Origin of the sequence: Pelomonas sp. KK5, assembly GCF_001984095.1 — a bacterium.
Lineage (GTDB): Bacteria > Pseudomonadota > Gammaproteobacteria > Burkholderiales > Burkholderiaceae_C > KK5.
Genome location: NZ_LYVQ01000061.1, coordinates 23,109 through 30,264, shown reverse-complemented (window position 1 = coordinate 30,264; position 7,156 = coordinate 23,109). Strand labels below are relative to the sequence as shown.

Genomic DNA, 7,156 nt, shown 5'->3' with positions numbered 1-7,156 from the left:
GTACAGGCGGCCACGGGCTTCCCGGTCCATGTGCCCGCCGACCTGCCGACCACCGCCACGCCGACGGACGAGCAGCTCGCCCTGCTGGCCCGCCTCGATCCGCACGGCCTGCGCGCCACCGTGCTGGGAGCCTGACGATGGCGATCACCGAGGCATTCGTGCAGCGCGAGGACCGCGCCGTCTACGAGACCGAGCAGCCGGTGCTGTACGAGGCACGCGAAGGCATCGCCACGCTGACGATGAACCGCCCGGCCTTCAACAACGCGCAGAACTCGCAGATGACCTATGCGCTGGACGCCGCCTTCGAGCGCGCCGTGGCCGACGACGCCGTCAAGGTCATCGTGCTGCGCGGCGCCGGCAGGCACTTCAGCGCCGGCCATGACATCGGCACGCCGGGCCGCGACATCGACAAGCCCTTCGAGCGCAGGCACCTGTGGTGGGACCACACCAACAAGCCCGGCGCCGAACAGCTCTATGCCCGCGAGCAGGAGGTGTACCTGGGCATGTGCCGCCGCTGGCGCGAGATCCCCAAGCCCACCATCGCGATGGTGCAGGGCGCCTGCGTCGCCGGCGGCCTGATGCTGGCCTGGATCTGCGACCTGATCGTCGCCAGCGACGACGCCTTCTTCCAGGATCCGGTCGTGCGCATGGGCATCCCCGGCGTCGAGTACTTCGCCCATGCCCACGAGCTGCCGCCGCGCATCGCGCGGGAGTTCCTCTACCTCGGCGAGCGCATGGCCGCGGAGCGGGCGGAGCGCTTCGGCATGGTCAACCGCATGGTGCCGCGCGAGCAGCTGGAGAGCGAGGTCTACACGATGGCCGCGCGCATTGCCGCGCAGCCGCGCCTGGGCCTGTCGCTGACCAAGACCGTGATCAATCGCGCGGAAGAGCTGCAGGGCCTGCGCACGACGATGGACCTGGCCTTCGGCTATCACCACTTCGCCCATGCGCAGAGCCAGCTGCTGGGCGCCGGCTCTCTTGGCGGCCATGACGCGAAGAGCATGGTGCAGGCCAACAAGCAGGAGGCTGCGTGATGGTCAGGACCGCGCTGTGCGATCTGCTCGGCTGCCGCCATCCCGTCGTGCAGACCGCGATGGGCTATGTGGCCGGCCCCGAGCTGGTCATCGCCACGACGAAGGCCGGCGGCTTCGGCTTCCTGGCCGGTGCGACGATCGCGCCCGAGCGCATCGAGGCGGCGATCGCGCAGGTCCGCGAGGCCACCGGCGATGCGCCCTTCGGCCTGAATTTCCACATGTTCCAGCCCAATGCGCAGCAGCTGCTGGACCTGGCCGTGAAGCACCGGCTGCGCGCTGTCAGCTATGGCCGCGGGCCGGACAAGCAGGTGATCGGCCGGCTGCGCGATGCGGGCATCGTCTGCATGCCGACCGTCGGCGCGTTGAAGCATGCGCAGAAGGCGATCGAGATGGGCGCCAACGCGATCACGATCCAGGGCGGCGAGGGAGGAGGCCACACCGGCTCGGTGCCGACGACGGTGCTGCTGCCGCAGGTGGTCGATGCGGTGAAGGTGCCGGTCGTCGCGGCCGGCGGCTTCTACGACGGGCGTGGCCTGGTGGCCGCGCTGGCCTATGGGGCGCAGGGCATCGCGATGGGCACGCGCTTCCTGATGACGCGCGACTCCGGCGTGCCGGCCGCCACGCTGGAGCGCTACCTGCAGGTGCGCGACGCCGACCGCATCCGCGTCTCCACGCTGGTGGACGGCATGCCGCAGCGCATGATCGACAACGAATACCTGGCCGCGCTGGAGACCTCCTCGGCCTTCAAGCGCCTGCGCATCGCGATCGCCAGCGCGCTGCAGTGGAAGGCGCAGACCGGCATGAGCACGCGCCATGCGATGGCCCTGTTGTGGCAGTCGCTGCGCGAGGGGCCGGCGGCCGTGGCGCAGACGGTGATGGCGGCCAACGCGCCGGTGCTGCTGCAGAAGTCGATGGTCGAGGGCCGGCCCGCCGAGGGCGTGATGTCCGCCGGCCAGGTGGCCGCGCTGATCGGCGAGCTGAAGAGCTGCGCCGAAGTCATCGACGGCATCGTCGCCGAGGCGCGCAGCCGCATTGAGCAATTCAACGGAATCCCCGCATGAGCAGCAAGACAACTCCCTTCATCACCACCGTGCACGACAACGGCGTCGCCGAGCTGGTGCTCGACCATCCGCCCGTCAACGCGCTGGACAACGCCGGCTGGCACGCGCTGGCCGCCGAGATCCGCGGCCTCGGCCAGCGGCCCGAGGTGCGCGTGATCGTGATCCGCGCCGAGGGCCGCGGCTTCTGCGCCGGCGTGGACATCAAGGAGCTGGCCCAGGACTCGACGCTGATCGTCTCGGTCAACGCCGGCAACTACGCCACCTTCGAGGCGGTGCACCTCAACAAGGTGCCGGTGATCGCGGCGGTGCACGGCTTCGTGCTGGGCGGCGGCATCGGCATCTGCGGCGCGGCGGACATCGTCGTCGCGGCCGAGGACGCGTCCTTCGGCCTGCCCGAGGTGGACCGCGGCGCGATGGGCGGCGCGGCCCATCTGCAGCGCATGTTCGGCGTGCAGAAGACGCGCTACCTGTTCTTCACCGGCGAGATGGTCGGCGCGCCCGAGGCCTTGAAGCTCGGCGCCATCGAGCGCGTGGTGCCGCGCGCCGAGCTGCGCGCCACGGCGCTGGACATCGCCGCCCGCATCGCCGCCAAGAGCCCCGCCATGATCCGCATCGCCAAGGAGGCGCTGACCGGCGTGGAAGACGGCGACCTCGAAGCCAAGTACCGCTGGGAGCAGGGCTTCACGCTGCAGGCCTATATGAGCCCCGATTCCGCCGAGACCCGCCACGCCTTCGTCGAGAAGCGCGCGGCGACCTTCTGACGACGACCATGGACCTCACCTACACCCCGCAGCAGCAGGCCTTCCGCGCCGAGGTGCGCGACTGGCTGGCCCGCCATGTGCCGCGCGAGCCCTTCGCCAGCTACGACACCCGCGAGGGCTTCGAGCAGCACCGCGCCTGGGAGGCCACGCTGGCCGGCGCGGGCTACAGCAGCGTCACCTGGCCGCGCGAGCTGGGCGGCCGCGGCTGCGACCTGACCGAGTGGCTGATCTTCGAGGAAGAGTACGCCGCCGCCGATGCGCCGCAGCGCGTCAACCAGAACGGCATCCTGCTGCTGGGGCCCACGCTGATGGAGTTCGGCACGCCGGCGCAGAAGGCCCGCTTCCTGCCGCGCATGGCCCGCTGCGAGGACATGTTCGCCCAGGGTTGGAGCGAGCCCAATGCCGGCTCGGACATGGCGGCGATCACGAGCCGGGCCATCCGCGATGGTGACGAGTACGTGATCAACGGCCAGAAGACCTGGTCCACCCGCGCCGTCTTCGCCAACTGGATGTTCGGCCTGTTCCGCAGCGACCCGGCCAGCTCGCGGCACCATGGTCTGAGCTACCTGCTGGTTCCGCTGGACGCGCCCGGTGTGACCATCCGCCCGATCACCGCGCTGAACGGCAAGCAGGCCTTCGCCGAGGTCTTCTTCGACGATGTGCGCGTGCCCGCGGAGCACCGCATCGGCGAGGAGGGGCAGGGCTGGCATGTGGCCATGGCCACGGCCGGCTTCGAGCGCGGCCTGCTGCTGCGCTCGCCGGCCCGCTACCAGCGCACCGCGCAGAAGCTGGTGCAGCTCTATCGCAGGCATCGCCGGAGCGCCGATCGAGATCCGGGCATCCGCGAGGCGGTGCTGCGCGCCTGGATGGGCGCCGAGGCCTACACGCTGGCCTCGTACCACACGGTGGCGCGGCTGGCGGCCGGCGCCAGCATCGGCGCCGAGGCCAGCACCAACAAGATCTTCTGGTCCGAGCTGGACCTGCAGATGCACGAGACCGCGATGCGCATCCTCGGCGCCCGCGCCGAGTACCTGCCAGGCGCGCCGGACGCCGAGAGCGCCGACTGGCTGGAAGGCTTCCTCTTCGCCCAGGCCGGCCCGATCTACGCCGGCTCCAACGAGATCCAGCGCAACATCATTGCCGAGCGCCTGCTCGGCCTGCCGAAATGAACTTCAACTTCAACGAAGACCAGGCGGCGTTCCGCGATTCGGTGGCGCGCTTCCTGATGGTGGAGGCCGCGCCGGAGAAGCTGCGCGAGATCTGGCAGACCGGCGACGGCCGCTCGCCCGCGCTGCGCGTGGCGCTGGCGGAGCTGGGGCTCACCGCGCTCTCGGTGCCCGAGGCCGAGGGCGGCCTGGGCCTCGGCGACGTGGACTGGGCGCTGATCACCCAGCAGCTCGGCTACTTCGCCATTCCCGATTCATTGGCCGACACCGCCTGCCTCGCTTCCGGCCTGCTCGCCGGCCTGCCTGCGGAGCACGAAGCCCGCGCCGCCTGGCTGCCCCGCATCGTCGACGGCAGCGCGCGCATCGCGGTGGGCCATCCGGTGAACCCCTGGGTGGCCGATGCGCACCTTGCGGACCTGCTGCTGATGCCGCATGCGGTCGAAGGCGGCATCGAATGGCACGGCCTCGCGCCGGAACAGGTGCAGCTCACCGCCTGCCCCAGCATCGACGGATCGCGCCGCCTGGCCGCCGTGCAATGGACGCCGTCCCCGGCCACGCGGCTCTGCGACGCCGCCACCGGCCAGCGCCTGGCCGATGAACTGCTGGACCGCGCCGCCCTGGCCGTGGCCGGCCAGCTGCTGGGCCTGGCCCAGCGCATGCTGGACCTGGGCGTGGACTATGCGGCGCAGCGCAAGCAGTTCGGCAAGCCGATCGGCAGCTTCCAGGCGATCAAGCACCAGCTGGCCGATGTGGTGACGCTGATCGAGTTCGCCAAGCCCGTGCTCTACCGTGCCGCCGCCGCGCTGGCCGCCGACGAGCCCGGCCGCGCCGCCCGGGTCTCGCACGCCAAGCTCGCCTGCGCCGAGGCCGCCTGGACGGCCGCGCGCAAGAGCATCCAGGTCCACGGCGCCATGGGCTACACCTGGGAGGTGGACCTGCAGATGTTCATGAAGCGCGCCTGGGCGCTCGATGCCGCCTGGGGCGACCGCGCCTTCCACAAGGCCCGCCTGGGCGACGCGCTGCTGGACGGCGATGCCCTGCCGCTGGGCCCCGGCGCCACCTTCAACTAACGAGTTACTTCATCTGATGGCACAACAAGCCTATATCGTCGACGCGCTGCGCTCGCCCACCGGCAAGCGCAAGGGCTCGCTCGCCGCGGTGCATGGCGCCGACCTCGGCGCCCATGTGATCAAGGCGATCGTCGAGCGCAACCCCGCCATCCCCGCCGAGGACTACGACGACGTCGTCTTCGGCTGCGTGGACACCATCGGCGCGCTGGCCGGCGACATCGCCCGCACCGCCTGGCTCGCTGCCGGCCAGCCGCTCTGCGTGCCCGGCACCACGGTGGACCGCCAGTGCGGCTCCTCCCAGCAGGCCATCCATTTCGCCGCGCAGGCGGTGATGAGCGGCACGCAGGACGTGGTGCTGGCCGGCGGCGTGCAGACCATGTCCAGCATCCCGATCTCCTCGGCCATGCTGGCCGGCCAGGCGCTGGGCTTCACGACGCCCTTCGCCGAGAGCCAGGGCTGGCGCGCGCGCTTCGGCGATGCACCGGTCAACCAGTTCTACGCCGCGCAGCGCATCGCCGACCACTGGGGTATCTCCCGCGAGGCGATGGAGGTGTTTGCCAAGGAGAGCCACGACCGCGCGCTGCGCGCGATGCGCGAGGGCCGCTTCGAGCGCGAGATCGTCCCGCTGGGCGACTGCCGCCTGGACGAGACGGCGCGCGAAAGCACGCTGGAGAAGATGGCCACGCTGCAGCCGGTGGACCCGGCCTACCCGAAGATCACCGCCGCCGTCTCGTCCTCCACCTGCGACGCCGCCGCCGCGGTGCTGGTCGTCTCCGAGGCCGCGCTGAAGCGCTACGGCCTGACGCCGCGTGCCCGCATCCACCACCTGAGCGTGCGCGCCGACGATCCGATCTGGCACCTCACCGCGCCGATCCCGGCCACCGAGTACGCCTTGAAGAAGGCCGGCATGTTGCTGGCCGACATCGACCTGGTGGAGATCAACGAGGCCTTCGCCTCGGTGGTCATGGCCTGGCTGAAGGAGACCGGCTATCCGCACGCGCAGACCAATGTCAACGGCGGCGCCATCGCGCTGGGCCATCCGCTGGGCGCCTCGGGCGCGCGGCTGATGACCACGCTGCTGCACGAGCTGGAGCGCACGGGAGGCCGCTACGGCCTGCAGACCATGTGCGAAGGCGGCGGCCAGGCGAACGTCACGATCATCGAAAGGCTCTCTGCATGAACGAAAAGCGAATCTGCGACCGGCGAACGGTCCTCATCACCGGCGCCGGCGGCGGCCTGGGTCGCGCCTATGCGCTGGCCTTCGCCGCGGCGGGTGCGAACGTCGTGGTCAACGACATCCGCCTGGAGGCGGCCGAGGCCGTCGCCGCGGAGGTGCGCGCTGCCGGCGGCCAGGCCCTGGCCGACGCTGGCGACATCACCTCGCTGGCCGGCGCCCAGGCCATCGTCGACGCGGCACTGACCGCCTTCGGCGAGGTCCATGTGCTGGTCAACAACGCCGGCATCCTGCGCGACCGCATGTTTCTCTCGCTGTCCGAAGAGGACTGGGATGCCGTCATGCGCGTGCACCTGAAGGGCCACTTCTGCCTGGCCAATGTGCTGGCCCGCCGCTGGCGCGATGCCGCCAAGGCCGGCCGCCCGGTCGAGGCGCCGCGCATCGTCAACACCAGCTCCGGAGCCGGCCTGCAGGGCTCCATCGGCCAGAGCAACTATGCCGCGGCCAAGGCCGGCATCGCAGGCCTGACCCTGGTGCAGGCCGCTGAACTGGCGCGTTATGGCATCACCGTGAACTGCCTGGCCCCGGCCGCGCGCACCTCGATGACCGAGGGTGCGATGCCCGAGCTGGTGAAGAAGCCCGAGAGCGGCTTCGACGAGTGGGATCCGCTCAACGTGGCTTCGATCGTCGTCTGGCTGGGCAGTCCGCTGTCCTCGCACGTGACCGGCCGATGCTTCGAGGCGATGGGCGGCCGCCTCTCGGTGGCCGATGGCTGGCATACCGGGCCGGTGGCGGACAAGGGCGGGCGCTGGGATCCGGCCGAGCTGACGCCGGTGGTCGAGCAGCTGATCCGCGACACGCGCGCCCCGCAGAAGGTGTACGGCACATGA

The 7,156-nt window shown here is 70.9% G+C and carries 7 protein-coding genes; all 7 read left to right on the top strand.

Annotated features, from left to right (window positions below):
* Window positions 1-137 precede the first annotated feature (137 nt).
* The 7 genes from B0W88_RS11955 to B0W88_RS11925 are packed head-to-tail and all read left to right on the top strand — an operon-like array spanning window position 138 to window position 7,156.
* Entirely contained in the window at window positions 138-1,034 is an 897-nt protein-coding gene (locus B0W88_RS11955; protein ID WP_077034884.1) for an enoyl-CoA hydratase, read from the top strand.
* On the top strand, window positions 1,034-2,095 hold the full coding sequence (locus B0W88_RS11950; RefSeq protein ID WP_077034883.1) for a nitronate monooxygenase family protein: 1,062 nt from the start codon (window positions 1,034-1,036) through the stop codon (window positions 2,093-2,095). Before B0W88_RS11955 ends, B0W88_RS11950 begins: the two co-directional genes overlap by 1 nt.
* Window positions 2,092-2,856 carry an enoyl-CoA hydratase family protein gene (locus B0W88_RS11945; RefSeq protein ID WP_077034882.1) on the top strand — a complete coding sequence of 255 codons (765 nt, stop codon included), beginning with the start codon at window positions 2,092-2,094 and terminating at the stop codon, window positions 2,854-2,856. Before B0W88_RS11950 ends, B0W88_RS11945 begins: the two co-directional genes overlap by 4 nt.
* Window positions 2,857-2,864: 8 nt before the next feature.
* On the top strand, window positions 2,865-4,025 hold the full coding sequence (locus tag B0W88_RS11940) for an acyl-CoA dehydrogenase family protein (RefSeq protein ID WP_077034881.1): 1,161 nt from the start codon (window positions 2,865-2,867) through the stop codon (window positions 4,023-4,025).
* A complete protein-coding gene (locus tag B0W88_RS11935; RefSeq protein ID WP_077034880.1) occupies window positions 4,022-5,092 on the top strand; it encodes an acyl-CoA dehydrogenase family protein in 1,071 nt (356 codons plus the stop codon). Before B0W88_RS11940 ends, B0W88_RS11935 begins: the two co-directional genes overlap by 4 nt.
* Window positions 5,093-5,108: 16 nt before the next feature.
* Window positions 5,109-6,272: an acetyl-CoA C-acetyltransferase gene (locus B0W88_RS11930; RefSeq protein WP_077034879.1), complete on the top strand. Its 1,164-nt coding sequence runs from the start codon at window positions 5,109-5,111 to the stop codon at window positions 6,270-6,272.
* Window positions 6,269-7,156, top strand: a complete 888-nt coding sequence (locus B0W88_RS11925) for an SDR family oxidoreductase (RefSeq protein WP_077034878.1) — start codon at window positions 6,269-6,271, stop codon at window positions 7,154-7,156. Before B0W88_RS11930 ends, B0W88_RS11925 begins: the two co-directional genes overlap by 4 nt.